The 23,647-nt window shown below is 64.8% G+C and carries 21 protein-coding genes; 17 read left to right on the forward strand and 4 right to left on the reverse strand.

Features of this window, described 5'->3' with window-relative positions:
* Positions 1–244 precede the first annotated feature (244 nt).
* Positions 245–1,774 carry a sugar transferase gene (locus NVV99_RS10530; protein WP_260782851.1) on the forward strand — a complete coding sequence of 510 codons (1,530 nt, stop codon included), beginning with the start codon at positions 245–247 and terminating at the stop codon, positions 1,772–1,774.
* A 79-nt stretch (positions 1,775–1,853) separates the two neighbouring features.
* Here NVV99_RS10530 and NVV99_RS10535 read toward each other — a convergent pair whose 3' ends face one another.
* Positions 1,854–2,468, reverse strand: a complete 615-nt coding sequence (locus tag NVV99_RS10535; protein ID WP_260782852.1) for a winged helix DNA-binding protein — start codon at positions 2,466–2,468, stop codon at positions 1,854–1,856.
* 269 nt (positions 2,469–2,737) lie between these two features.
* On the opposite strand from NVV99_RS10535, the gene NVV99_RS10540 reads away from it, so the two are divergent.
* The 11 genes from NVV99_RS10540 (at position 2,738) to NVV99_RS10590 (ending at position 14,498) form a co-directional block, all read left to right on the forward strand.
* Positions 2,738–3,931, forward strand: a complete 1,194-nt coding sequence (locus NVV99_RS10540; protein ID WP_138844428.1) for a Rieske 2Fe-2S domain-containing protein — start codon at positions 2,738–2,740, stop codon at positions 3,929–3,931.
* A 3-nt stretch (positions 3,932–3,934) separates the two neighbouring features.
* Positions 3,935–4,990 (forward strand): 2Fe-2S iron-sulfur cluster binding domain-containing protein, encoded by a 1,056-nt coding sequence (locus NVV99_RS10545; protein WP_138844426.1) that lies wholly within the window; start codon positions 3,935–3,937, stop codon positions 4,988–4,990.
* Between the two features lie 39 nt (positions 4,991–5,029).
* A complete protein-coding gene (locus NVV99_RS10550; protein WP_060650427.1) occupies positions 5,030–5,908 on the forward strand; it encodes a VOC family protein in 879 nt (292 codons plus the stop codon).
* Positions 5,905–7,239, forward strand: a complete 1,335-nt coding sequence (locus NVV99_RS10555) for an amidase (RefSeq protein WP_260782853.1) — start codon at positions 5,905–5,907, stop codon at positions 7,237–7,239. The genes NVV99_RS10550 and NVV99_RS10555 overlap by 4 nt, the downstream gene beginning before the upstream one ends.
* Complete coding sequence (locus NVV99_RS10560; protein ID WP_254704656.1) at positions 7,236–8,573, forward strand: M20 family metallopeptidase; 1,338 nt, start codon at positions 7,236–7,238, stop codon at positions 8,571–8,573. The genes NVV99_RS10555 and NVV99_RS10560 overlap by 4 nt, the downstream gene beginning before the upstream one ends.
* On the forward strand, positions 8,570–9,334 hold the full coding sequence (locus NVV99_RS10565) for an aspartate/glutamate racemase family protein (protein ID WP_138844420.1): 765 nt from the start codon (positions 8,570–8,572) through the stop codon (positions 9,332–9,334). Before NVV99_RS10560 ends, NVV99_RS10565 begins: the two co-directional genes overlap by 4 nt.
* The gene (locus tag NVV99_RS10570) at positions 9,334–10,194 is read left to right on the forward strand and encodes an alpha/beta fold hydrolase (RefSeq protein ID WP_138844418.1); all 861 of its coding nucleotides are present in this window, start codon (positions 9,334–9,336) and stop codon (positions 10,192–10,194) included. Before NVV99_RS10565 ends, NVV99_RS10570 begins: the two co-directional genes overlap by 1 nt.
* Entirely contained in the window at positions 10,191–11,702 is a 1,512-nt protein-coding gene (locus NVV99_RS10575; RefSeq protein WP_260782854.1) for an NAD(P)/FAD-dependent oxidoreductase, read from the forward strand. The genes NVV99_RS10570 and NVV99_RS10575 overlap by 4 nt, the downstream gene beginning before the upstream one ends.
* Before the next feature lie 48 nt (positions 11,703–11,750).
* Positions 11,751–12,722, forward strand: a complete 972-nt coding sequence (gene bsh, locus NVV99_RS10580) for a choloylglycine hydrolase (protein ID WP_260782855.1) — start codon at positions 11,751–11,753, stop codon at positions 12,720–12,722.
* A gap of 289 nt (positions 12,723–13,011) precedes the next feature.
* On the forward strand, positions 13,012–13,953 hold the full coding sequence (locus NVV99_RS10585; protein WP_260782856.1) for an MBL fold metallo-hydrolase: 942 nt from the start codon (positions 13,012–13,014) through the stop codon (positions 13,951–13,953).
* Between the two features lie 107 nt (positions 13,954–14,060).
* Entirely contained in the window at positions 14,061–14,498 is a 438-nt protein-coding gene (locus NVV99_RS10590) for an SRPBCC family protein (protein ID WP_033096261.1), read from the forward strand.
* On the opposite strand, the gene NVV99_RS10595 is transcribed toward NVV99_RS10590, so the two are convergent.
* Both NVV99_RS10595 and NVV99_RS10600 read right to left on the reverse strand, forming a co-directional pair.
* Positions 14,489–15,607: a cell wall metabolism sensor histidine kinase WalK gene (locus tag NVV99_RS10595; RefSeq protein WP_260782857.1), complete on the reverse strand. Its 1,119-nt coding sequence runs from the start codon at positions 15,605–15,607 to the stop codon at positions 14,489–14,491. The two genes, NVV99_RS10590 and NVV99_RS10595, sit on opposite strands and share 10 nt — an antisense overlap.
* Entirely contained in the window at positions 15,604–16,290 is a 687-nt protein-coding gene (locus NVV99_RS10600; RefSeq protein ID WP_313906246.1) for a response regulator transcription factor, read from the reverse strand. The genes NVV99_RS10595 and NVV99_RS10600 overlap by 4 nt, the downstream gene beginning before the upstream one ends.
* A gap of 190 nt (positions 16,291–16,480) precedes the next feature.
* On the opposite strand from NVV99_RS10600, the gene NVV99_RS10605 reads away from it, so the two are divergent.
* The 5 genes from NVV99_RS10605 (at position 16,481) to NVV99_RS10625 (ending at position 23,121) form a co-directional block, all read left to right on the forward strand.
* Complete coding sequence (locus tag NVV99_RS10605; RefSeq protein ID WP_260782878.1) at positions 16,481–17,140, forward strand: DUF305 domain-containing protein; 660 nt, start codon at positions 16,481–16,483, stop codon at positions 17,138–17,140.
* Positions 17,141–17,188: 48 nt separating this feature from the next.
* On the forward strand, positions 17,189–19,237 hold the full coding sequence (locus NVV99_RS10610) for a heavy metal translocating P-type ATPase (RefSeq protein WP_260782858.1): 2,049 nt from the start codon (positions 17,189–17,191) through the stop codon (positions 19,235–19,237).
* A gap of 280 nt (positions 19,238–19,517) precedes the next feature.
* Complete coding sequence (locus NVV99_RS10615; protein WP_313906244.1) at positions 19,518–20,957, forward strand: sugar transferase; 1,440 nt, start codon at positions 19,518–19,520, stop codon at positions 20,955–20,957.
* Between the two features lie 163 nt (positions 20,958–21,120).
* Complete coding sequence (locus tag NVV99_RS10620; protein WP_260782859.1) at positions 21,121–21,648, forward strand: serine O-acetyltransferase; 528 nt, start codon at positions 21,121–21,123, stop codon at positions 21,646–21,648.
* A 552-nt stretch (positions 21,649–22,200) separates the two neighbouring features.
* A complete protein-coding gene (locus tag NVV99_RS10625) occupies positions 22,201–23,121 on the forward strand; it encodes an SDR family oxidoreductase (RefSeq protein WP_159417565.1) in 921 nt (306 codons plus the stop codon).
* A gap of 65 nt (positions 23,122–23,186) precedes the next feature.
* Here the strand turns inward: NVV99_RS10625 and NVV99_RS10630 are convergent, their stop codons facing one another.
* Positions 23,187–23,564, reverse strand: coding sequence for a hypothetical protein (locus NVV99_RS10630; RefSeq protein WP_260782860.1), 378 nt, complete (start codon positions 23,562–23,564; stop codon positions 23,187–23,189).
* Positions 23,565–23,647 lie beyond the last annotated feature (83 nt).

Here is a 23,647-nt window from a genome sequence, read left to right on the forward strand (position 1 = left end):
AGATGCACTCGAAGACCAAGGGATTCAACCGAACACGCGACACGATCCCATGACCGGCTACCGAACAGGGTCTGGATTTCCCGGCTGATCTGCGACAAGACTTCGATTCACACGTAACGCTCAGTTATTTCTCAGGGATAGTTCGGGTAACGCTCGCTCGAGTCCGGTTCCAGCGCCGGGGCCGGATTCGTCGGGAAATAGTTTTGTCTCGGGGAGGAGACACATTCATGGGGAGGACTGCGGGATGACGACGGTCGATGATCGAGGGCTCGACTCGTCCGACGCTCCGCGGCGCGCACCTGACCGTGCGCCCGCGGACGCGTCGCCCGGCACCGGTGTCAACCGGTGGAAGTGGCAGAACGTGTACGTGAAGAGGCTGTGCCTCACGGACGCGATCACCGTGGTCCTCTCCGTGATCCTGGCGCAGACCGTCCGCTTCGGCTACGAGGATCTACTCCGCGCCGGAGGTGGCGGTCAGCTCGATTACACGGTGGTATCTGCCGTCCTCATCGTGGCCTGGCTGGGCGCGCTGAGCGTCTTCCGTACGCGGTCGCGTCGCGTGATCGGTGCCGGCTACGACGAGTATCAGCGGGTCATCTCGGCGACGCTCGCCGTATTCGGCACCATCGCCATCATCGCGCTCATCACCAACCAGCAGATCGCGCGTGGCTTCCTTGCTATCGCTCTGCCGGTGGGTCTGGCCGGTTTGCTGCTCATTCGGTGGGTGTGGCGGAAGGTGATCGCGCGCAAGCGTGCTCGGGGTGAGTTCCAGACCTCGGTGCTGGTGGTCGGTGGTGCTCGGGCGGTGCGGCACATGGCCCGCACCTTTGCCCGTCAGGACGGGGAGGGGTATTGCGTCGTCGGCGTGTGCGTGCCGCGTTGTTCGGGTGCGCCAGGTGATGTGATCGATGTCGACGGCCGGGAGATCACCGTCTACGGCGACGAACACTCCGTCGTCGAAGCGCTCGAGCTGTCGGGGGCGGACACGGTGGTGGTCACCGCCACCGAAACCTTGGGCAGCGACGGTTTGCACGATCTGGTCTGGCAGCTCGAGCCGCTCGACACCGACCTGGTCGTCGCCACGGGTGTGGTGGATGTGGCCGGCCCGCGCATCGAGATGCGCCCGGTCGCAGGTCTGCCGCTGATCCACGTGGAAAAGCCCAGCTATCACGGGGCGAAGCGGTCGGGGAAGCGGATCTTCGATCTCGTCTTCGCGAGCGCGGCGCTGGTGGCGTTGGCGCCGGTGTTCGCGGTCATCGCGCTGCTGATCAAGCTCGAGGATCGGGGTCCGGTCTTCTACAAGGCGGAGCGCATCGGTATCGACGGCACGCCGTTCGGGATGATCAAGTTCCGGTCGATGGTGACCAATGCAGACAAGATGGTCGACACGTTGCTGGCGCAGAACGAGGGCGCCGGCCCGTTGTTCAAGATGAAAGAGGATCCGCGGGTCACCCGTATCGGCAAGGTGATGCGGCGGTTCAGCATCGACGAGTTGCCGCAGTTCCTCAATGTCATTCGCGGGGAGATGAGTGTGGTGGGTCCGCGTCCGCCGTTGCGGCGTGAGGTCGAGGCCTATGACGGTCGGGTCAAGCGCCGGTTGTTGGTGCGCCCAGGGGTGACCGGGCTGTGGCAGGTCTCGGGCCGCTCGGATCTGTCCTGGGACGAGTCGGTGCGACTGGACCTGTCGTATGTGGAGAACTGGTCGATGGTGAGCGATGTGCTGATCATCGGCAAGACCGTCAAAGCCGTGCTCGCCAGCGACGGCGCCTACTGACCAACAACTTGAACAAACGGCCTCGGAGTTTCGACTCCGGGGCCGTTCTTGCGTAAGTGTCCGACCGCGGCGATGCGGCTCAGTCGGAAGCGCGCTTCGTCGAACGGCGTGACCGCGACCCGTTCTCCAGCGGCTCGAACAGCACGGCGGTGTTGAGGGTGGCGAGTTCGCGGCTCGCGGCCTCGTACAGGCCGGTCAGTACCTGCATCGATCGCGACGCGTGCCGCATCTTCGTGGTGATGTCGCTGAGTTCCTCGAGGTTGGACACCAGGGTCTCGCGGCGCAGCTGGGCGTAACGGTCGGTGACGGCCCGGCCCTTCTCGGTGACGGTGAAGACGGAGGAGGTGCCGGCCTTCCGTCGTTCCAGTAGGCCGAGACTGACGAGCTTGCGGAGGTTGTACTGCAGGTTCGGCAGATCCTCCCGGTTGGTCAGTTGGGCGATCGTTGCGGTGTCTTTCGAGCGCTCCTGCATTCGCACGACGTGCAGCGCGACGATCTCGTTGAAAGCCAGGTCGAGGTCTGTGGCCGCCCGGATCGCCTGGATGGCGAAGCGTTGGAAGCCGCCTTCGGCTTGGAGGATCGCGAACTCGAAAGACGTCAGGGCGTCCTCGTAGGCGTTCTCGGCGAGATGCCAACGCCTGCCGGTGGGCAGGGGCGTGGTGTCGCTGGTCGGCTCGGAGTCTGCGCTGGTCATCACTGTCTTCCGCGATAGGCCCGGGCTCATCGCCCCGCGGCGGGGTGCGCCGCGCGGGTCAACGGTATCAAGATTGCGCACATGTCATCAATGTAAATTACGTGGATTTTCTATTGACGTTCCACGAAACTTCGATACTGTGGCTTCAGACACAGCGATGTGTCACCCCACACTTCTCTGAAATCCCGGCTTCCGGGTCCCCCCAGCGGTCGCGCCTCAGCCCACAGGGCCGACCGAACTCCACCCACCACCTCCAGGGAGGTCATCCCATGACCGCTATCTCGCACAGCGGATCCTCGGCGGGCGTCACCCGCCAGTACGCCCCGTATGTCCAGGCAGACTGGGGCTTCGCCAACCACTGGTATCCCGCTCTGTTGTCCAGTGAACTCGAGGACGGCAGCGCCAAGGGCGTCACCATCGGCGGGCACGACATCGCGTTGCGCCGCAGTGCAGGCAAGACCTACGCCGTATCCGACCGCTGCATCCACCGCGGCGTGAAGCTCTCGGCGAAGCCGATGTGCCTGTCCGAAGGCACCATCACCTGCTGGTACCACGGCTTCACCTACGGGCTCGAGGACGGCAGCCTGACCACGATCGTCGGCAATCCCGACGACTCGCTGATCGGGAAGGCCGGCATCCGGACGTACCCGGTGGAAGAGGTCAACGGGATCATCTACGTGTTCGTGGGTGAGGAGGACTTCGGGACTCCGCCTCCGCTGGCCAGCGACCTTCCTGCGCCGGTCACCAACGATCCCAACGATTCTCCGGTGCCGCACCTGCTCGACGAGGGCATCGTGATCCGCGGCATCCACCGCAAGCTGGTCGGCAACTGGCGCCTTGCGGCCGAGAACGGTCTCGACCCGGGCCACCTGCTGGTGCACTGGGACAACCAGATTCTCGTCGCTCTGGACCGTGCCCTGCCTCTCGGCGTCAACGCTCTCACCGACTCGGCGACCGAGGAGATCGACATCGAGGACGGTCCCAAGGGCGTGATGAACCGCTACGACCGCCCCGACCTGTACCAGCCGGTGCTCGACAATCCCAAGGTCAACATGAAGGCCCGCGGCACGGTGCCGCACTACTTCCGCACCTCGTTGTGGGTCCCCGGTGTCCTGATGGTCGAGCACTGGCCCATCACCGACCACGTCCAGTACGAGTTCTACGTCCCGATCGACGACCATCACCACGAGTACTGGGAGATCATCGCGACTCGCGCCCGTACCGACGAGGAGATCGCGGAGTTCAACTTCAAGTACGACAACTTCATGCTGCCGCTGGCGCTGGAGGGCTTCAACAACAGCGACGTCTTCGCTCGTGAGGCCACCGAGGAGCACTACACCCGCTTCGACGGATGGAACAACGAGATGCTGTGCGACATGGACTATTCCATCATCGCCTGGCGCAAGATGGCGGCTCGTCACCCGCGCGGTTTCTTCGAGTCGCCGTACCTGGACGAGGACTGACCCATGACGATCACCTCGACCGAAGCGGTGGCGGCGTCCGAGGCCGGAGTCGTCCACACGGTAGATCTGACCTTCGCCGACGGCACCAAGACGGTGTCCGTGCCGGCCGGTTCGACGGTGCTCGAGGCGGCCACGGCCGCCGGGGTCCGACTGGTCAGCCAGTGCACCGTCGGGACGTGTGGCACGTGCGTCGGCAAGGTCGTTCGTGGCGACCTCGCGATGCCGCAGGCTCGTGTGTTCTCTCTGCGTCAAGACGAGATCCGCGAGGGCCAGCGACTGTTGTGCCAGTCGGTGGCGTGCGCGGACAGTGAGGTCGAACTCGACTATCCGGCCTCGATGCTGGACGAGTATCCGCTCGTTGCCGCCACCGCCAAGGTCGGGGCGATTACCTGGCTCGGAGAGTCGGTGGTGGAGCTCGTACTCAAACTGCCGAAGTCCGTCCGGTTCGCCTTCCGCGCGGGTCAGTACGTCCGGATGCAGGTGCCGGGCACCGAGGAGTGGCGTTCGTACTCGATGGCCTCGGGGGAGCGCGACCGAAAGAAGCTCGCCTTCACGATCCGGGTCCTGCCGTCCGGGGCGATGTCGGACTATCTCCGCAACGTCGCCACCGTCGGTGACACGATCGAAATCGAAGGACCCAGTGGAGGTTTCGGTCTCTCCGACGAACCTGGCCCCACGTTGATGATTGCCGGCGGCACCGGTCTCGCACCGATGTTGTCCATGCTCGAGAACCTGCAGACCGCCCGCGAGGACCACCCGATCCGTCTGGTGTTCGGATGCGCCCGGGAGGCGGACCTGTTCCATCTCGACGAACTCGAAGCCCGCCGGAGTTTCATGCGCACCCTCGACGTGCGGGTGGTGTCCGACGAGCCGACCTCCCTCGGCGGGGTCCTCACCGGGAACCCGGTCACCGTCCTCACCGAGGACGACGTTCGCGACCCGCGTACGTCCGCGTACCTGTGCGGACCTCCTGCGATGCTCGCCGCCGCGCACGACCGGCTGGTCGAACTCGGCCTGCCCGCCGAGCGCATTCACGCCGAGCAATTCCTTCCCAGCTAGCCGCCTGCTCGCGGCACCCCTTTCGAAACAGAGGACGATATGAGCATCACCCGCTTGGGCGCTCTGAGTGTCGATGTCTCCGATCTCGACACCTGGCGTCAGGTCTTGGTCGATCTGCTCGGACTGCAGGCACGACCTCGGCACAATGACACCGATCCGCTGCTGATTCGGCTCGACGACCATCACCACCGCATCGCGTTGTACCCCGCATCCGAGGACCGGATCCGGGCCATCACGTGGGAGGTCGACGGGCTCGACGAGCTCCGCGGCGTCGCGGACCGGGTCGCGGCGGAGGGCATCGACGTCGAGTGGATCGATACCGGTTCGCCGGAGGAGCGACTGGCCGTCGCGGCGTTCCGGTTCACCGACGCCGACGGTTTCCCGAACGAGGTGGTCTTCGGGCCCACCATCGACCACACCCCGCTTGCCGGGGGAGGGGTGATCAGTGGGTTCGTCACCGGTGAACTCGGTCTCGGTCACGTGGTCCTGATGTGCAAGGACTACCCCGCGGCTGTGGACTTCTACACCCGGGTCCTCGGGTTCCGGCTCACCGACTACATCGTCTGGGACGGTGCGGATGCCACCTTCCTGCACTGCAATCCGCGACACCACAGCCTTGCCTTGATGAACGAGTGCTTCAGCTTCACGGGTGGCGACTTCAACCATCTGATGATCGAGGTGGCATCACTCGACGACGTGGGCCGCGCCTACGATCTCGTCACCGGCGCGGGCATCGCGCTGCAGATGACCTTCGGCCGGCACACCAATGACGGCGTCACCTCCTTCTACATGCGCACACCGTCCGGCTTCGCAATCGAGATCGGCTACGGAGGCGACACGATCGACTCCGACGACTGGGAGGTCAAGACCTTCCGTTCGCCGTCGCGATGGGGCCACGAACCGCAGAAGGTCGGATGAGTACCGTGACCGGGTCCAATACCGTCTCCCCGATCGCGGACATCCTCGCCGACGAGCACCCGAGTGTCTCCGCCGTCGAACATTGTCTGGACCGGATCGCGAAGCGTGACCACGTCGTCGGGGCTTGGGCGCACCTCGACCCGGGCCTTGCGATCGAGCAGGCGCGGGCGCGAGACGGAGAGCAGCGACGCTCACCGCTGCACGGTATTCCGGTGGGTCTCAAGGACATCATCGAGACCGGCGATCAACCGACCGGTTACGGGTCGAACCTGTGGTCCGGATGGCAGCCGCCCCAGGATGCGGAGGTCGTCCGCCGGCTCCGGCGGGACGGCGCGGTCATCCTCGGCAAGACGACCACCACGGAGTTTGCTACCTACCGACCCACTGCGACCCGCAATCCGCACGGACTCGACCGGACTCCGGGCGGATCGTCGAGTGGATCCGCCGCCGCGGTCGCCGACGGTCAGGTGCCGCTCGCGCTCGGCACCCAGACGGCGGGCTCGGTCCTGCGACCGGGTTCGTTCTGCGGTGTGTTCACCCTGAAGCCGACCTACGGGCGCTGGCCGTTCGACGGCGTCCTGCCCGTCGCACTGACCTTCGACACCGTCGGTGCGTTCGCCCGCCATCCGGCGTGGCTGGGGGCGGTGGACGAGTCGCTTTCGACTGACGGGATCACCACCCCGCGGACCACTGTTCTTCCTGCGCTGCGGAACCTGCGGGTGGGGATTATCCGGCCGCCGTGGGCCGATCGGGCCACCCCGGCCGCAGTGGCGTTGCTCGACGAGTTCGCGGAGAACCTGTGCGGGGTCGTCACCGAGGTACGGGACGTGCCGGTACCCGACGAGTTGGACGCACTGGACCGGGCACACACCCTGATCATGGCGGTCGAGGCGTCCGCATCGCTCACCGACCGCATTGCTCGTCCGCATGTCGAGCGGGTGTCCGAGCAACTGCATCGGTTCCTGAACGACGGGCGCACCGCTGCCCCGAGCGAGATTCAGCGGGCGCGTCAGGTGCTGCGGGATGTCCGGGCGTTCGTCGGTCGTGCCTTCGACGAGGTAGATGTGCTGGTCACTCTCGCGGCGCCGGGCGAGGCGCCTCCGATCGAGTCCGGCACCGGGGACCCGGTGTTCAACAAGCTCGCCAGCATCGCCGGATGTCCTGCTGTCGGATTACCCGCCGGGCGAGGGGCACATGGTCTGCCCCTCGGCATCCAGATCATCGCACCACACCATGCCGACCAGGGGCTGGTCCGCATTGCAACGTGTCTGACCGACCGCGTCGGACTGGCGCATCGCTTCGAGGTTCATGACGAAGGGGGCCGACCGTGACCGACACTCTCGATACCACCGACACTGCGACACTCGATCCCGCCCGGCGGGAGATGTACGAGAAGGTTCTGGCGAAACTGAATCCCGATCGGTTCCGCGATCTGCTCGTCGACCTGGTGAACATCCACAGCCCGACCGGTCGCGAGCGACCTGCGTCCGAGTACATGGCGACCTACCTCCAGGAGAAGGTTGGTATCGGTGCCCGATACCAACCGATCTCCGAGCACACCGGTAACGCGATCGGTGAGTTACCGGGCAGTGGTGGCGGTAGCCGACTGCTCTTGTACGCACCCATCGACACCCACATCGATCCCGAAGCCGACGTGCCGTGGGTAGGGAAGTCGCTGCGGCCCGACATGATTCCGGAGGCGAAGGTCGACGGTGATCTGGTGATCGGGCTCGGTGCCTCCAATCCGAAGTGCATGGTGGCGGGACTGACCGAGGTGCTGCACGCGGTCGTCGACGCCGACCTGCCCCTGCTGGGTGATCTCGCCATCGGCTTCGCCGGCGGCGGAATGCCGGTGAGCATGAGCAATCGCGACCAGGTCGGCATGAGCTCCGGTGTGTTCCATCTGCTCACCCACGGCATGATGCCCGATCACGCGATCGTGCTGAAGCCGTGGTGGGCGGTGTATCCGGAGGAACCCGGCATGTGCTGGTTCAAGGTGACCGTGCGCGGCACCTTCGGATATGCCGGTATCAGCCGCGGCACGGAGGGTTTCCGGTCGTCGATCGTGCCCGCGGCCACCGTGATCCAGGAGATCGAGGCCTGGCTGCCGGAGTACACCGCGCGCAACACGTCCGGATCGACTCTGCCGGAGGGTTGGATCTCGGCGGTCCGTTCCGGTAATCCCGACAAGCCGGCCTTCCCGTCTGCCGCGACCGAGATCTACCTCGATGTGCGGGTCAATCCGCGGACCACACCCGGCGAGGTGCGCCACCAATTCGCCGAGATGATCCGGACCTTGCGCGCGCGGCATCCCGACATCGAACTCGATTGGGAGATGTACGGATCCCTGCCGGGCGGCATGACCGATCCCGACAACTGGATCATCCGGAGCTGTCAGCGAGGTTGGGAGGAAGTCGAGGGCAGGCCCTACGAGTCCACCCCGTTGCTGGGTGGGCAGACCGACGGCACTCTGATCCGTCGTCTCGGAGTCCCTTGCGCCCGAATCGGTTACCCCTGGCCGCCGGCAAGCGCCCCGGCCGAACTCGACGAGGGTCTCGGCGGCATGGGTGTCGCCTCGGTGACCGACGTGATGATGGCGACCCGGGCGATCGCGTTCGCGGTCGTCGACACTTTGACCCGTACCCGAGAGGAACTCGACCTGTGAAGCGCGTACTGAACATCGTCCCCGTTCCGCTTCCACCGGAAGCGTTGGACGCCTTCGCTGCCCAGCTCTCCGGTGACTTCGTGCACCCCGCGTTCGAGAATGTCTTCGTTTCGGCACGCAACGGCGGCGGCACCCTCGACAGCGCCTACGAGACGACCCTCGCGGACGCCTTCGTGCTCGACGCGGGTTGTCGGGCGGAAGAACAGGGTTACGTCGGGGTCTGCGTGAACTCGATGAGCGATTCGGCACTCGCCGCCCTGCGCTCGCGACTGTCCATCCCGGTCGTCGCACCGAGTCAGGCCACCATGCTGCTGGCATGCATGCTCGGCAAGAAGTTCTCGGTGATCACCATGTGGCCGCAGTGGCACGAGTTGTACCACAAGGCCGCTCGCGAGAACGGCATCACGTCCCGGCTTGCCTCCGTGCGTGACATCGGTGTCCGCCCCGACGCCGCCGAACTGCTCGCGGGCAAGGAGGACTTCGTCTTTGCCGCACTCGAGCGCGAGGCGAAGGCCGCGATCGCGGAGGACGGCGCCGACGTCATCATTCTGGGCTCGACGACGATGCACCAGAGTCACGCCCACCTGTCCACCGTCCTCGACGTGCCGGTGCTCAATCCCGGTGTTGTCGCTTACAAGATGTGCGAGATGCTCGTGCAGACCGGCCTGTCGCACAGCAAGCAGGCCTACCCCTCTCCCGAACGGCCGCAGGACGACCTGCTCGCCGCGGTGGCTTCCGTCTTCCCTTCCAAGGAGTCCTGATGCAGGTCGATACCAACCCCGAAGTCGCGCAGACCATCCGCACCGGCGGATTCGAGACCAACTATCACGACGTGGGGGAGGGAGACGGCATTCCGGTGCTGCTCCTTCACGGTTCCGGCGCCGGTGTCTCGGCCTGGGCCAACTGGCGGGGGTTGATCCCCGTCCTCGCAGAACAGTGTCGAGTGATCGCTCCCGACCTGGTCGGCTTCGGATACACCACCCTTCCCGATCCGGTCCGGTTCGAGATCTTCGATACCTGGATCGATCAGATTCTCGCTCTCCTCGACGGACTCGAGATCCCGAAGGTGCACGTGGTCGGCAACTCGTTCGGTGGTGGCCTCGCGCTGCACCTCGCGGTCCGGCACCCGCAGCGACTCGGCCGGATCGTGCTGATGGGAGCCGGTGGCGTGCAGTTCGACTTCACACCCGAACTCGATGCGCTCTGGGGCTACACCCCCTCGGTCGAGAACATGAAGAAGATCATGGACATCATGGCCTACGATCGGTCTCTGGTGACCGACGAACTGGCCGAATTGCGGTACAAGGCGACCGCACGACCCGGCGCACAGGAGGCCTTCGAGCAGGTCTTCCCCGAGCCCCGGCAGCGGTGGCTGGATGCGCAGATCGTGCCCGATGAAGACCTGGCCGCCATCGAACACGAGGTGCTCATCCTGCACGGACGCGAGGATCGGGTGGTACCGGTTGCGGCCTCGCAGAAGATGTTCGATCTGATCCCGAACTCCCAACTGCACGTCTTCGGCAAGTGCGGGCACTGGACTCAGATCGAGCACGCCGCGCGCTTCCAACAATTGGTGAGCGCTTTCTTCGCCGAGGACTCTGCGGAGGCGAACGAGGCATGACCGTCCGGGGACGAAGCGTTGCAGTGGTCGGTGCGGGTATAGCCGGCCTGTGTTCGGCGAAACTTCTGTCGGAGTTCGGGTTCGACGTCCACGTCTACGATCGGACCCCCGATGTCGGCGGAGTGTGGAGTGCGACGCGCCGGTATCCCGGTGTCACCACTCAGAACAACAAGGGCACATATGCGTTCTCGGATTTCCCGATGCCGGACGAGTACCCGGAATGGCCTACCGGTGAACAGGTCCAGCGGTATCTCGAGGACTACGTCGAGCATTTCGGGCTCCGGCGCCTGCTGCGTCTGAGCACCGAAGTGGTCGCTGCGGAACAGGACCCGGAATCGGAACGGTGGACGGTCACCAGCCGGAGCGTCGATTCGGACGAGACCGCGGTAGGGGAGTACGACTATCTGGTCGTGGCCAACGGCATCTTCTGCGACCCGTTCATTCCTCCCTACGAAGGTAAGGAGGAGTACGAGGCTGCGGGCGGACGGCTCTGTGCGGCGTCGGATTTCCATGATCTCGCCGATGCAGCGGGCCGCGACGTGCTGGTGGTCGGGTACGGCAAGTCGTCCTGCGATGTCGCAGAGGCGCTGAGTGAGGTGGCGGCGTCCACCGCCGTCGTGGCCCGCGAGGTCACCTGGAAGATGCCGCGCAAGCTCGCGAACGTGCTCAATTACAAGTACATCCTGCTCACTCGTCTCAGCGAGGGGTTGTTCGAGCACATCGAGCAGCGGGGATTCGGGCGGTTTTTGATCGGACGGGGGAAGTTCGTCCGGAACGGTCTGCTCGGTGCCATCGAGAGGATCGCGCGTCGGCAACTGCGACTCGACCGGACCGGTCTGGTGCCGGAGGGCTCGTTCGAACGGATCGTCCGTCACGCGGTCAGCCTCGCCACCGAGGGTTTCTACGAGAAGGTCGAGGCCGGCACGATCTCGGTGCGGCGAGGCAGGTCCATCGCGGTGCTGCGGGAGAAGGACGGAAGGCCGGTCGCCGAACTCGACGACGGATCGGTACTGCCGGCCGACGTGGTCGTCTGCGCCACCGGGTTCGTACAGCAAGCGCCGTTCCTCCAGGCGGAGGTTCAGGCGCGCCTGTTCGATGAGGACGGCAACTTCCTGCTCTACCGCCAGATCCTGCCCAACGACGTGGCCAACCTGTACTTCGTCGGCTACGGATCGTCGTTGTTCAGTCCGCTCAGTGCGGAGGCCGCAGCGCTGTGGACCGTCAACCACATGCTGGGTGGTGAGATCCCGCCGGTGGAGGAGCGCCGCGCGTTCGTCCGTACGCGACTGGATTGGATGATCGAGCGCACCGAGGGTAAGCAGGCACGCGGTACGAACATCATCCCGTTCTCTCTTCGGCAGGTCGACGAGGTCCTCGACGAGATCGGCTTGAATGTCGGGCCGGCCACCCGTCTGCTGCAGTGGCTGCTCCCTGCTCGTCCGTCCTCGTACCGGCATGCGGCTCGGGAACTGAAGCGGCGTGCTGCGGAAAGGCTCGAATCGCGATGAGTACATGCACAGGCGGATACCGTGGACGAAACGTTCGGAGGTAGTCGCATGTGCACAGCCGCCAACTACATTGCCAAGGACCACTACTTCGGCCGGAATCTCGATCTCGAATTCTCCTACCGGGAAGCGGTGACGGTCACGCCGCGAAACTTCCCCTTCGAGTTCCGCAAGGTGCCCCCGCTGAACACTCATCACGCCATGATCGGCATGGCGACCGTCGCCGACGGTTATCCGCTCTACTACGACGCGACCAACGAGAAGGGCTTGAGCATGGCGGGGCTGAACTTCCCCGACAATGCCGACTACAAGCCCGTATCGGAGGACGGGACGAACGTCGCGTCGTTCGAGTTCATTCCCTGGGTCCTCGGGCAGTTCGAGACCGTCGCGCAGGTACGGGACGCACTATCGGACGTGCGCATCGTCGACCTCGCATTCAGTGAGGAGTTCCCGCCGTCTCCACTGCACTGGATCATTTCCGACCGTGACGAGTCCATCACCGTCGAATCCGTCGACGAGGGCTTGAAGGTCCACGACAACCCGATCCAGGTCCTCACGAACAACCCGACGTTCGACATCCAGTTGTTCAACATCAACAACTACATGAGTCTGTCGGTCGATCCACCCGAGCCGCGCTTCTCGAAGGAGATCCCCTTCGATACCTACAGTCGCGGCCTCGGTGCTGTGGGGTTGCCGGGAGACCTGTCCTCGATGTCGCGTTTCGTCAAGGCCGCCTTCACCAAGGTGAATTCGGTATCGGGCGAATCGGAGTCCGAGGCGATCAGCCAGTTCTTCCACATCCTCGGTTCCGTGGAGCAACAACGCGGATGTGTTCGGCTCGACGACAAGTACGAGATCACCATCTACTCGTCATGCTGCAACACCCACAAAGGCATCTACTACTACCGCACCTACGAGAACAGCCAGATCACCGGCGTGGACATGCACAAAGAGGACCTCGACGGGAGCGAACTGGCGTCGTATCCGCTGGTGAAGAGCCAGCAGGTCCTCATGCAGAACTGACCGCAGTTCGATCGGAACGGCCTCGGGGTTTCGACTCCGGGGCCGTTCTCGATCTCCGACACCCAACCGTGATTTGACTTTCCGCTGTGATGACCCGCACAGTATGTACGCACAGCGTTCATGTCGTACGCAGTGCGTACAGAATCTCTCGTTCCCTCGGAAGGAACCTCCGGTGTCACGACGCTCATTCGAATTCGGCCGACTCCGCACTGCGGCAATAGTGGGGTCGGGTGTGCTTGCGCTCGTCCTCGCAGGCTGCAGCACCGGAGAATCCGCTGCTCAGGAGACTGTGCAGGAAACGGCGGAGTCGGACGGCTCTGCCTCGGACTCCGCCCACCCCGCGGCCGACGCCCCTGCCGAGGGCGAAATGCGCGTGACGCTGCTCGGCACGGGCAGCCCGGTGCCGAGCACCGAGCGTTACGGCATGTCCACGCTGGTCCAGGCCAACGGCCTGAACCTCGTCTTCGATGCGGGACGCGGAGCCACGGTGCGCCTGACGCAGGCCGGCGTTCCGGTCGGTCAGGTCGATGCCGTCTTCCTCACCCACTTCCATTCCGACCACATCAACGGTCTGTCCGACCTCTGGATGAGTAGCTACGTCCCGGCACTCGGTGGGCGCGAGGGCGCCTTCCAGCTCTACGGACCCGTCGGCGTCCGGAACATCGGCGACGGAATGCAGAGCACCTACCGCAACGACATCGACGTGCGCGTCGCGGACAAGGAAGTCGATCCCGCGACCACGCCGATCGAATCGCACGAGTTCGCAGAAGACGGCGTCGTCTTCGACCAGGACGGCGTCACCGTCACGATGTTCACCGTGGAGCACGATCCGGTCGGTGCGATCCAGCCGGCGGTCGGCTATCGCGTCGACTATGCGGGCAAGTCGGTGCTTATCAGCGGCGACACCGTTCCCACCGAGAACGTCCTGAAGTTCGGTGAAGGCGTCGACGTGCTGGTGCACGAGGTCGCCGACTTCGAGGATCCGTCGGCGCTCCCCAGCGTGTACGCGCATCACACGAACCCGCAGCAGGCAGGCGACATCTTCGAGCAGACCCAGCCGAAGATGGCGGTCTACAGCCACATCGTCAACGGCATCCCCGGCCGCGTCCCCGGCATCTCCGATGAGATGCTCGTCGAACGCACCCGCGAGAACTACGACGGCCCGCTGACCGTCGGCACCGACCTGATGACCTTCCTCATCACCGGCGATGAGGTGCGCGTCGACAGCTGATCGACAGCACGGACCGAACCCCGCCGGCACCATCGGCAGGGTTTCGCCGTGCGGTATCCGGGGGCATCTGGTCCCTGTACCGCGTTTCCCGACGAGGAGGATCCGACATGGCGGCCAGCGTCTCCGACCGTTTCGACATCGACGCCACACCCGAGCAGGTGATGCGCGCCCTCGAGGATGTCGAGCGCATCCCCGAGTGGTCGTCGGCCCACAAGAGCGTCGAGGTACTCACCCGGGACGACGACGGCCGGCCGCTCCGGATCCGCATGACCCTGTCGCTGCTCGGCTTCTCCGACACCCAGACCATCGAGCATTCGTGGACGGAGAGTTCGACGTCGTGGACGCTCGTCGAGAGTGGGATGCAGCGCAGCCAGGACGGGGAGTACGCCCTCGAACAGATTGCGCGCGGCACCCGGGTGCACGTCACCATGTCGCTCGAACCGAAGGTTCCGGTTCCCGGCTTCGTGCTGAAGCGCGGGCAGAAGCATGCGGTCGAAGCGGTCCGGAAGGGGCTGACCGAGTTCGTCCTGTCCAATTACGCCTGACTCGCCGTCGGCAGTTCCAGAGTGAACCGGGCTCCGCAGCCCGGTCCGTCACTGTGCGCGTGGATGTGACCCTCGTGGGCTTCGACGAGTGCCCGCGCGATCGTCAGCCCGATGCCGGTGCCGCCGTGGTTCCGGTCGCGCGCGGTGTCCGCGCGGTAGAACCTGTCGAAGAGATGGTCGAGGTGATCGGACGAGATTCCGCTGCCTGTGTCGGTCACGGTGATCTCTGTCCGCGCGCGGTCGAGTATGCGCGTGGCGACGGTGACGGTGCCACCTTCCCGGGTGTGCCGTAGGGCGTTGTCCAGCAGGTTCGCCAGCACCTGTCCGAGCCGGTCGGGATCGACCGTCACCGGCGCAGATTCGACGACCTCGGCCTGCAACGTCACGCCTTTGCCGTCGTACTGCTCGCGCACCGCGTCGACCGCCGTGGCGACGAGGGTGCCGGTGGTAGTGGGCACCCGATGGATGCGGGTGAGGTGCTCTTCCGCCCGGGAGACCGCGGTGATGTCCTGTGCCAGGCGGTTCAGCCGGTGGGTGGCGGCTCGCAGAATCTGCCGGGTGTCGTCGTCGAGAGTGCGGACGCCGTCCTCGAGTGCTTCCAGATAGGAGTCGAGTGTGGCGATGGGTGTGCGCATTTCGTGCCCGAGGTCGGCGAGCATTCTGCGCCTTGTGATTTCGGTGGCTTCGAGGCGTCGTGCCAGCTCGTTGAAACTGGTTGCCAGTTCGTCGAATTCGTGGCCGAGCTCGGGGCCGGGGACGCGTGTGTCGTAACGACCTCCCGCGATCTGCGCGGTAGAGGTGGTTACCGTATCGAGCGACCGTTGGATGCGACGCGCGATGTACCAACTGACCGCCGAGGCCAACAGCACCGCGATCGCGACCGCCAGACCCCACGCGAGAACGATGGCCCAGGTGAAGGCCTCTTCGACGTGGGCGGCCTGGCTCGAATCGTGATCGATCCCTGCTTGTCCGAGATGGTCGTGGAAGATCCCGGGAGCGAGAGCGGACGCGACCAGCCATGCGCTGACGGCACATCCGACGACGACGGCGACGAACGCGAGGAACAGGCGGGTGCCGAAACTCGTCGCGGTGGGGGAGCGGGACGTCATCGCCCTGTTCCCATCCGGTAGCCGACGCCGCGGACGGTGCGCACGAAACGTCCCCGGTTCGCGTCGTCGCCGAGTTTGCGGCGCAGATGGCCGATGTGCACGTCCACGAGGTGGTCGTCGCCGACCCAGTTCTGCCCCCACACGGCCGCGATGAGCTGTGCGCGGGTGAACACGACGCCGGGGTCCTGGGACAGGGCGGCGAGGATGTCGAACTCGGTGCGGGTGAGCGCGACCGGTGTGCCGCACACGGTGACCTCGCGTCCGTCGACGTCGATGGACAGATCTCCGAACACGCGGTCCTGTCGGTCCGGAGAGGCTGCGATCGGCGCGGCGGTCCGGGGACGACGCAGCATGGCCTGGATGCGGGCCATGAGTTCGCGCGGGCTGAACGGTTTCGTGAGGTAGTCGTCGGCTCCGACGGACAGGCCGATCAGGGTGTCGACTTCCTCGGTGCGCGCGGTGAGCATCACGACGTACGCGTCGGAGAAGGTTCGCAGCTGCCGGCACACCTCGACACCGTCGAGTCCGGGTAGGCCGAGGTCGAGCACCAGGATGTCGGGGTCGACCTGCCGCGCGAGGGTCACGGCCTCGGATCCGTCGCCGGTGATCGTCACGTCGAAGCCGTCGCGTTCGAGATACGAACCCACGAGATTCGCCAACGACTCCTCGTCCTCGACGACCATGGCTCGCATCCGGCCGGTCGAGTTCGGGGCGGGTGCGGATCCGCCGGATGGTCCCGTCGGGCGAACAGAGGAAGGCATGGCATCCATCATCACCACCCGCCGTGGTGCTGACGATGTGCCCGCACTTCTTGAGCAAATCTTCATGAGATCTCCACCGGAACCCGGGAGCGCACACGCGAGGGTGGATGCCATGAACAAGAAGGCTCTGGCCGCCGGTGCGATCGCGCTGGCAGTGGCATTCACGACGTCTGCGTGCAGTGATTCCGGTGGCAACGAAGCAACCACGGCGACCGCCACTTCGGCCCCGACATCCGCCGAGACGAACTCCGCGCGGTTCGACCAGGACGATGTGATGTTCTCGCGCATGATGATCCCGCACCATGCGCAGGCCATCGAGATGAGCGACATGCTGCTGGCAAAGGACGGCATCCCGGAGCCGGTGAGGGCGCTGGCCGAGCAGATCAAGGCAGAGCAACAACCCGAGATCGAGCAGTTCGAGGCATGGCTCGAGGAATGGGGCATGCCCATGCGCGGTGACGACGCTCCTGGAATGAACGGCCACATGTCCGGCATGCCGTCTGTCTCGGGCATGCCGGGTATGGACGATATGCCGCACATGGACGGGATGATGAGCGAGCAGGACATGCAGGCACTGTCCGACGCGCAGGGTGTCGACGCGGCCCGCCTGTATCTGGAGCAGATGATCGTCCACCACGAGGGAGCGATCGAGATGGCGCAGGACGAGATCGAGGACGGGCAGTACCCCGCGACCGTCGAGCTGGCCCGCACCATCGCCGACACCCAGCAGAAGGAAATCGACACGATGCGTCAGTTGTTGACCACTCTGTAGCCGATCCGCGTCGCGGGGTCGTCCCGCCGGCCGAGTCAGGAGCTGTCGATGTCCCAGCATGTGCACGAACACACCCACGAGCACGCCGGCCACGATCGTCACGCGGGGCACGGCGCGCACGGTGAGATGTTTCGGCGACGGTTCTGGGTCAGTCTGGTCCTGTCGGTGCCGGTCGTGGTCTTCAGCCACATGGTCGCCGAGCTCTTCGGTTATCACCTTCCGGATGTTCCGGGCATCGAGTGGATCCCACCGGTGCTGGGCACTGTCATCTTCTTCTACGGCGGCGTGCCGTTCCTGACCGGAGGCTGGGCCGAATTACGTTCCCGCCGACCGGGGATGATGCTGCTGATCGCGATGGCCATCACGGTCGCCTTCGTCGCGTCGTGGGCCACGACTCTCGAGGTCGGCGGTTTCGACCTGGACTTCTGGTGGGAACTGGCGCTGCTGATCGTCATCATGCTGCTCGGTCACTGGCTCGAGATGCGGGCACTGGGGTCGGCCTCCGGAGCACTCGAAGCGCTGGCCGCGATGCTGCCCGACACCGCCGAGAAGGTCACCGACGACGGTGTGGTCGAGGTGCCGCTGCACGACGTGGCTCTCGGCGACGTGGTGCTCGTGCGCGCGGGCGCACGTGTGCCCGCCGACGGCACGGTCATCGACGGCACCGCCGAGGTCGACGAGTCGATGGTCACCGGTGAATCCAAGACGGTCACCCGCGACGTCGGCGACACGGTGGTCGCGGGCACCGTCGCCACCGACAGCGCGCTGCGGGTGCGAATCACGGCGGTGGGGGAGGACACCGCCTTGGCCGGTATCCAGCGCATGGTCGCCGATGCCCAGGCGTCCTCGTCCCGCGCACAGGCCTTGGCGGATCGCGCCGCGGCCTTCCTCTTCTACTTCGCCGCGATCGCGGGTGTTCTCACCTTCGTCGTGTGGACGTTGCTCGGCGATCTCGACGAAGCGGTGGTCCGTACCGTGACCGTTCTCGTCATCGCCTGCCCTCACGCGCTGGGTCTGGCAATTCCATTGGTGATCGCGATCTCGACCGAGCGCGCAGCTCGCGCGGGTGTGCTCGTCAAGGATCGGTTGGCGCTCGAACGCATGCGTACCGTCGACGCGGTGTTGTTCGACAAGACCGGCACCCTCACGCAGGGCAGGCACGAGGTCACCGGTGTCGTCGCGACGGCGGGAACGGACGAGGATCATCTGCTCGCCCTGGCAGCAGCGGTCGAAGCCGACAGCGAGCACCCGGTCGCGCGAGCCATCGTCGCTGCCGCCCATGCCCGCGTGCCGTCGGCCGAGCGAATGGCAGTGACGGACTTCCGCTCGTTGCCCGGCCGCGGCGTGCGTGGACTGGTCGACGGAGTGGAGGTGACGATCGGCGGACCGTCCATGCTGAGCTCCCTGCAACTGTCGGTGCCCGACGACGTCGCTGCTGTCACCGACGGATGGGTACGACGTGGCGCATCGGTGCTGCACGTCGCCTCCGACGGGCGGGTACTCGGAGCAGTGGCGCTCGAGGACACCGTGCGCGACGAATCGCGGCAGGCCGTCGACGCTCTGCATGCGCGCGGCGTGACGGTCGCGATGATTACCGGTGATGCCCAGCAGGTGGCCGACGCGGTGGCCGCCGATCTGGGCATCGACGAAGTGTTCGCCGAAGTGTTGCCGGAGAACAAGGACGCGAAGGTCGCCGAGTTGCAGAAGCGCGGGCACACCGTCGCGATGGTCGGCGACGGGGTCAACGACGCGCCTGCCCTCGCGCGGGCCGACGTAGGCATCGCGATCGGAGCGGGCACGGACGTCGCGATCGAGTCGGCCGGCGTCGTCCTCGCCGCGAACGATCCGCGAGCGGTGCTGTCGATCGTCGAACTCTCGCACGCGAGTTACCGCAAGATGTGGCAGAACCTGCTGTGGGCAACCGGATACAACGTCGTCGCCGTTCCGTTGGCAGGCGGTGTGCTCGCTTTCGCCGGTGTCGCGATCTCGCCGGCTCTCGCCGCGGTGCTCATGTCGGCGTCGACGATCGTCGTGGCGCTCAACGCGCAGACGCTCCGGCGCCTCAATCTCGACCCCGAGCACGCTACCCACGGATGAGTTTCTCGATAACTTCCCTTTTGTTGTCGCGCGCACGCAACAGTTCTGTGAGACGATCTCAATCGCATAACGTATCGGAGCCGCTACGGAGGACGCGGCTTCGATATACGGGGTTGTCGACGTCCGAGTGCAGGGAGGTGCTCGAGCGTCGAAGCGTCTCGGGGAGGAGACACACTATGAGGGTTCTTCCGTCATGACCACAGTTCGTCCAGCGAACTACGATGCTGTGCACAGCATTTCACGTGTCGATGCCGGTACTGACGCTCCGGCCGGTAATCGGATGTCCACCAGGTGGGGCTGGCAGAAGTCCTACGTCAACACTCTGTTCGTCACCGACGCTCTGGTCGTCGTGCTGGCTGTCGCGCTCGCGCATGTGGTGCGGTTCGGTCAGGACTCACTCGTCACCATGGACGGCATCGGAACGCTGAGTTACACGCTGATCTCCGTTGCGCTCGGCGCCGCGTGGATCGCATTTCTTTCTCTGTTCCGTACACGCTCCAGGCGGGTGATCGGCGCCGGCTTCGAGGAATATCAGCGCGTCGTTTCGGCGACGCTCAATCTTTTCGGCCTCGTTGCCATCGTGGCGCTCATCTTCCGGATGGAGCTCGCCCGCGGTTATCTGGCCATCGCTCTGCCCGTCGGTCTGGCGGGTCTGCTGTTCTTCCGGTGGGTCTGGCGGAGGGCCGTCGCACGCCGTCGCCGGAAGGGCGAGTTCACGACGTCGGTGCTGGTAGTGGGCGGTGCTCGCGCAGTTCGTCACATGGCCAGCACGTTCCAGCGTCGCAGCGGTGAGGGTTATCGCGTCGTGGGTGTGTGCGTGCCGCGTTATTCCGGTGTGCCGGGCGAGAGCATCGATGTGGACGGTCGTCAGATCCCGATCCACGGCGACGAGAACACCGTCGTCGAAGCGTTGCGTGCCTCGGGTGCCGACACCGTCGCGGTGACCGCCACCGAGACCCTCGGTCACGAGGGCATCCGCGACCTGCTGTGGCAGCTCGAACCCGAGCGCGCCGATCTGGTGGTGGCGACCGGCGTCGTCGACGTCGCCGGCCCGCGCATCGAGATGCGTCCGGTCGCCGGGTTGCCGCTGATCCATGTGGAGAAGCCGAGCTATCACGGCGCCAAGCGCAGCGGGAAGCGTCTGTTCGACCTCGCGTTCTCGCTCACCGCGCTGCTGTGCCTCGCTCCGGTCTTCGCTGTCGTCGCGCTGCTGATCAAGCTCGAGGACGGCGGCCCGATCTTCTACAGGGCCGAGCGCATCGGACTCGACGGAACTCCGTTCGGAATGATCAAGTTCCGCTCGATGGTGCAGAACGCCGACAAGCTGGTCGACCAATTGCTCGATCAGAACGAGGGCGCCGGCCTGCTCTTCAAGATGAAGGAGGACCCGCGCGTCACCCGTGTGGGTCGAGTCCTGCGTCGCTTCAGCCTCGACGAGTTGCCGCAGTTCATCAACGTCGTGCGCGGCGAGATGAGCGTGGTGGGTCCGCGTCCGCCGCTGCGCCGTGAGGTGGAGAGCTACGACGGTCGGGTCAAGCGTCGCCTGCTGGTGCGTCCGGGTGTGACGGGCCTGTGGCAGGTCAGTGGCCGGTCGGATCTGTCGTGGGACGAGTCGGTGCGTCTGGACTTGTCGTACGTAGAGAACTGGTCCATGGTCTCCGACGTTCTGATCATCATCAAGACGGTGAAGGCGGTCGTCGCCAGCGAAGGCGCGTACTGATCTTCGGGCGAAACAGTCCTCGCCCCAAGATCAACTTCGCGGTAGTGTCTCAAGCTGTCGCCGTCCCCTGCACGGTGACGATCGGCCCCGCCGGGAGGCTACTCGCATGCCCTTCCGGCGGGGCCTTCTACCGTTGACCTAGTCTGCGTGCGGAGAACTTGTAATGCCGATCAGGATGAAATCCGGCAAGATTCTGTGCATGGCTTTCAATCGACACGCGCTTCAGGCCGACCTTGTTGCAAACCAAGGCAGCGCGAAAGGCCGCTTAGTAATGAAACTATTCCGACTCGGACAGGCGCTACCTCCCCGAGTCCGGCGTCTCTACCATCCGGTCTATTACGTCATTGTGGATATCGTTATGGGAATCTCTTTGCCGCTACAGACGCAAATTGGCCCCGGATTGATACTGCGCCATGGTCAGGGGATTGTTATCTCCTGGAAAAGCACCATCGGTGACGGGTGTGAAATTCACCAGAACGTTACTCTTGGTGAAAAGGACAATGCGGCCCCTCAATTGCGCAACAATGTGACCATTGGGGCGAATGCCGTCCTCCTAGGCGGGATCACCGTAGGCGATGACGCGTACATCGGAGCAGGCGCCATTGTGCTAACCGACGTGCCCGCTGGTGCCGTCGCGATAGGGCAAAAGGCAAGGATTATTTCTTCACCCACACGAGGGCACGCAGGTTGAGTAACCCGGCGGAGTGATGAGTGAACCTACCCTGATTGTGCACAGAAGTCTTTACTATGGGGCGACGAAGCTGCACAGCATTTACGTCCGCTCGCACTTGCTTAGCGCCAGCCAGCTCGGTGGCAGTCTGCAGTTCGTCGTTGTTGTGGACGGCGTGCAGCATGTTTCGGTCTGGCCTGGGCTCCCTCGCTTGCGTCGGTGAATAACTCTCAGTTTCTATGCGATCCGATCCTATCCGCAGCAACGTCGGATCGGTCTCTGCGCTCCTTTGGTCGCCTCGCCTACCGTCGCTGCCGTGGTTCGGGTGCTGAGCGTGCGCCAGTGTTCGATCTCCCGGCCGGTGACCGCGCGCTCCAACGCGTTTCGTCTGCCACCGTTCAGATCGCTGCGATCAATCAAGTTATGAAGCAACGGACTTTCGGAATCTGGTCTAGAAGGACGGTCATAGACAATCGTGACTTTGAGGGTTTGCGTCCTCACTGCCATGGGAAGGCATAAATATTAGCGGCGCCTACCCATTTGAAGACAACCTCGATCCACAGGAGGGTATCCATGGCTGAAGAAGACGTACACACCAATACGACCGATCAACTGAGGTTTCAAGATCCGACTACCCGCTACCCGTCCATATCCCCTCCGAAGCAGGATCAACCCGAGCCGGGCCTCGACGCCGACATGGTGCCCAAGGCAGACATCGGCGAGTTCTCCTACCGAGGCACGGGCCGGCTCGAAGGTCGTAAGGCGCTGATCACCGGGGGTGACTCGGGCATCGGCGCAGCCACGGCCATCGCTTTTGCCCGGGAGGGCGCCGACGTCGCGATCTCGTATCTGCCTGACGAAGAACCCGACGCGAAAAATGTCGCACGCATCATCACCGAAAGCGGTCGCAAGGCAGTCACTCTCCCCGGCGATCTGACGGATGCCTCGTTCTGCTTCAACGTCGTCGACCAGGCGGTCGAGCAGCTCGGCGGACTGGACATCCTCGTCAACAATGCTGGCAAGCAGATTGCAGTCGAGGGGTTGGACGACCTGCCCGACGATCAGCTCGAGCAGACCTTCCAGGTGAACATCCTCGCGATGTTCCGCACCACGCGTGCTGCATTGAAGCACTTGCAGCCAGGTTCGACGATCATCAACACCACGTCGATCGTGGCTTATCAGCCGTCACCGGCGTTGATCGACTACTCATCGACAAAGGCCGCAATCAACAACTTCACGAAGAACATGGCGACCCAGCTGGCGGAGAAGGGTATCCGCGTGAACGCGGTTGCGCCCGGACCGATCTGGACGCCCCTCCAGCCCTCGGACGGCCAGCCGAAGGAAGAACTGCCCGAGTTCGGCCAGAACACCCCGCTCGGGCGGGCCGGGCAGCCGACCGAACTGGCGCCGGCGTACGTGTTCCTGGCGTCGCCCGAATCGAGCTACGTGGTTGGGGCGACGATCCACGTCAACGGCGGGATGCCCTCACCGTAGAGAGCTGTCCAAAGTAATCGTGCGCGTCGGTGGATGTCCACCGACGCGCACGACTCGTTCCGTGGTTAGACCGCGTTGCCTACAGCGCGTCCGTAAGTGCGTGCCCTGGCCGCCGAGATCGGTACCACCGAAGCAACGTCAGCGGAGGTTTCCGCCAGCGCAGCGAGAAGCTGCTCGGGACCGGTGCAAGTGCTTGCGCATGTGATCCCGCGAGCACGGAGCTTCTGCAGGGTGAGTGCCTCCGCAGCGGTGCAGTAGCCGTCGAGAATATCCTCGGTGAGGATCGCGTAGTCCACCTCGCCTTCGAAAGCGGTGGTGGTCTCGATCCCCGCGAGGTCGAGGCGATCCTGCAGTTCTGTCCACCTGTCGAGTGCGACAGCGCTGGAGGGAGTGCCGAGGAAAAGTACCCGTGCCGGTCGGTCCGAAAGCGATGATGTCGTCACAGGCTGCTCCAGGGTGCGAGTAGGTCAGGTGAAACCGAATTGCCACTCCCGGTAGGGAGTTACACCTTCACCTGTGAAATGTG

The organism is Rhodococcus sp. PAE-6, from assembly GCF_025290685.1.
Taxonomy (GTDB): Bacteria; Actinomycetota; Actinomycetes; order Mycobacteriales; family Mycobacteriaceae; genus Rhodococcus; species Rhodococcus pyridinivorans.

Excerpts from the sequence above, each read along its gene's own strand:
- NVV99_RS10530 (WP_260782851.1), top strand. The coding sequence starts at position 245 with ATGACGACGGTCGATGATCGAGGGCTCGACTCGTCCGACGCTCCGCGG.
- NVV99_RS10535 (WP_260782852.1), bottom strand. The coding sequence starts at position 2,468 with ATGACCAGCGCAGACTCCGAGCCGACCAGCGACACCACGCCCCTGCCC.
- NVV99_RS10540 (WP_138844428.1), top strand. The coding sequence starts at position 2,738 with ATGACCGCTATCTCGCACAGCGGATCCTCGGCGGGCGTCACCCGCCAG.
- NVV99_RS10545 (WP_138844426.1), top strand. The coding sequence starts at position 3,935 with ATGACGATCACCTCGACCGAAGCGGTGGCGGCGTCCGAGGCCGGAGTC.
- NVV99_RS10550 (WP_060650427.1), top strand. The coding sequence starts at position 5,030 with ATGAGCATCACCCGCTTGGGCGCTCTGAGTGTCGATGTCTCCGATCTC.
- NVV99_RS10555 (WP_260782853.1), top strand. The coding sequence starts at position 5,905 with ATGAGTACCGTGACCGGGTCCAATACCGTCTCCCCGATCGCGGACATC.
- NVV99_RS10570 (WP_138844418.1), top strand. The coding sequence starts at position 9,334 with ATGCAGGTCGATACCAACCCCGAAGTCGCGCAGACCATCCGCACCGGC.
- NVV99_RS10575 (WP_260782854.1), top strand. The coding sequence starts at position 10,191 with ATGACCGTCCGGGGACGAAGCGTTGCAGTGGTCGGTGCGGGTATAGCC.
- bsh (WP_260782855.1), top strand. The coding sequence starts at position 11,751 with ATGTGCACAGCCGCCAACTACATTGCCAAGGACCACTACTTCGGCCGG.
- NVV99_RS10590 (WP_033096261.1), top strand. The coding sequence starts at position 14,061 with ATGGCGGCCAGCGTCTCCGACCGTTTCGACATCGACGCCACACCCGAG.
- NVV99_RS10595 (WP_260782857.1), bottom strand. The coding sequence starts at position 15,607 with ATGACGTCCCGCTCCCCCACCGCGACGAGTTTCGGCACCCGCCTGTTC.
- NVV99_RS10600 (WP_313906246.1), bottom strand. The coding sequence starts at position 16,290 with ATGGTCGTCGAGGACGAGGAGTCGTTGGCGAATCTCGTGGGTTCGTAT.
- NVV99_RS10605 (WP_260782878.1), top strand. The coding sequence starts at position 16,481 with ATGAACAAGAAGGCTCTGGCCGCCGGTGCGATCGCGCTGGCAGTGGCA.
- NVV99_RS10610 (WP_260782858.1), top strand. The coding sequence starts at position 17,189 with ATGTCCCAGCATGTGCACGAACACACCCACGAGCACGCCGGCCACGAT.
- NVV99_RS10615 (WP_313906244.1), top strand. The coding sequence starts at position 19,518 with ATGTCCACCAGGTGGGGCTGGCAGAAGTCCTACGTCAACACTCTGTTC.
- NVV99_RS10620 (WP_260782859.1), top strand. The coding sequence starts at position 21,121 with ATGCCGATCAGGATGAAATCCGGCAAGATTCTGTGCATGGCTTTCAAT.
- NVV99_RS10625 (WP_159417565.1), top strand. The coding sequence starts at position 22,201 with ATGGCTGAAGAAGACGTACACACCAATACGACCGATCAACTGAGGTTT.